This window comes from Methylobacterium sp. WL8, assembly GCF_008040045.1.
In the GTDB taxonomy this organism is placed as follows: domain Bacteria; phylum Pseudomonadota; class Alphaproteobacteria; order Rhizobiales; family Beijerinckiaceae; genus Methylobacterium; species Methylobacterium cerastii.
The window spans coordinates 1-1,781 of record NZ_VRVF01000170.1 but is presented as its reverse complement, the minus strand read 5'-3'; the positions used below and the strand labels follow the sequence as shown (position 1 = coordinate 1,781).

Below are 1,781 nucleotides of genomic sequence, written 5' to 3'. Positions count from 1 at the left end.
GGGCGGGAGGGGCGCGCGACGTCGCGGCCGACGCGGCCCTGCACGAGGCGGGCACGCAGGGACGAGCCTGTGCGGCCAATACGGCGCCCGTATGGCTTCACGCCGGCTCGAGCGTGCGGGCTGCGTCCGGCTGCAGCGGCACCACCGTGCTGTTCTCCACGGCGATCACCGCGTCGAAGGGATCGAGGGCGGCGAGGTCGGCGGCGTCCGGGACGCAGACGACGAGGCCGCGGCCGGCGCGGGCCGCGCGCAGGCGGGTGATGCGCGCCGCGATCTCGGCGGGCTTGCGCTCGTCGAGCAGGATCGCGACCACGACGATGTCGGGCTGGCGGATCAGGCAGCGGGCGAGGTCGATCGCGATGCGCATCTCGACCGGAATCGCGCCCTCGCCCGCGACCGAGCCGGTGCCGGCGCTGCCGGGTTCGACGCGGCTCTCGAGCCCGAGGCGGTAGACCGAGGCCTCCAGGCCCTCCTCGGTCAGCACCCGCCGGACGATCGCGCGCACCCGCGGCTCGGCGCCGGCCTCGCCCTGGCTGACGCGGCCGAACAGCAGGTTCTCCTCGACGCTGGCCGCCGAATTGATCCGCGTCGGATCGTAGAACTCCACAGCCGCGGCGAGATACGACGGCAGCATCCGCGCGAAGGACTGGCGGGCGGCCACGAGCCTCTCTTCGAACGCCGGATCGATCAGGCCGAAGCGGTGGCGGGTTTCGCTGTAGCGCAACGCCAGACCGATCAGCCGCTCGCGGTCGCGCTGGCCCGCCGGGCCGCGACGCAGGGCGACCGCGCTCGGCTGGCGCACCACCAGATCCTCGAAGTAGCCGCGCTCGTCCGCCGGGAAGAGGGAGAACGCATCGAACAGCGGATGGTCGTTGGGCAGCTCGGCGAAGATCTCGACGGTGCTCCGCGCGACGGCGAGGCCGATCTCGGTGAGCGGGCGGACGAGGTCTTCCGCCTCCAGCACCGCCCGCATGTAGGGATGCCGCGCCAAGCGCTTGGGCGCGAAGGTCGGGCCCACCGGCTCGCCAAACAGGATGTTCTCGCCGACCGTCGCCTGATGGTTGTAGCGGGCGGGATCGAACGGCTCGACCAGGCGCTCGGCCCCCTCGGCCCGAAGCACCGCCCGCATCGTCGCGCGGGCGGCCACCAGGGCGCGGGCGAAGTCCGGCGCAGCAATGGGATCGACCCGGCCGAGGAGGCCGCGGGCGTAGGCGAAGGCGTCGAGCCCGGTGATCCGCAGGATCTCGACGAAGGCGGGCTGGTCGGGGGCTGCCGAGGGATCGGCGCCGTAGAGGATGTTGGCGCGCAAGCTGCCCTCGACCAGGATCGCCTCGCCGGCCGCGAACGCGATGCGCCGGGCGCGGTCGGCGGCGTCGAACCCTCCGAGATCGTGCCCGGCATAGGTGACGCTGCCCGCCGTCGGCGCGACCTGGCCCGCCAGGATCGCGGCAAGCACCCGGGCGCCGCTTCCGCGGCCGCCGATGATCGCGACGTGGGACGGCATCGCGAGGTTGAGGTCGACGCCCGAAAGCCGTTCGCCGGTCGCGGCGTCGTAGGCGCCGACGCCGTGCGCAGCGAGGTCGCCGGAGCGCGGCACCGCGAGGCCGCCCTTTCGCCCACGGCGGCCCTGCAGGCTCGCGATCGTGCGGGCGGTCTCGCCGAAGACCGGCTTCAGGCCCTCGCGCAGCCGCCAGAGGTTGAGCGACAGGGCGATCAGGATCGCCGCGATCGCGAACGCGCCCGCCGCCGCGACCAGGGCGGCCGGGTCGACGTCGCGGGCG

General features: G+C 74.3%; 1 protein-coding gene. It reads right to left on the bottom strand.

The features are described from left to right. Positions 1 to 97: 97 nt before the first annotated feature. A partial coding sequence (locus tag FV234_RS25690) for an ATP-binding cassette domain-containing protein (RefSeq protein ID WP_147832427.1) occupies positions 98 to 1,781 on the bottom strand: 1,684 nt, incomplete at its 5' end.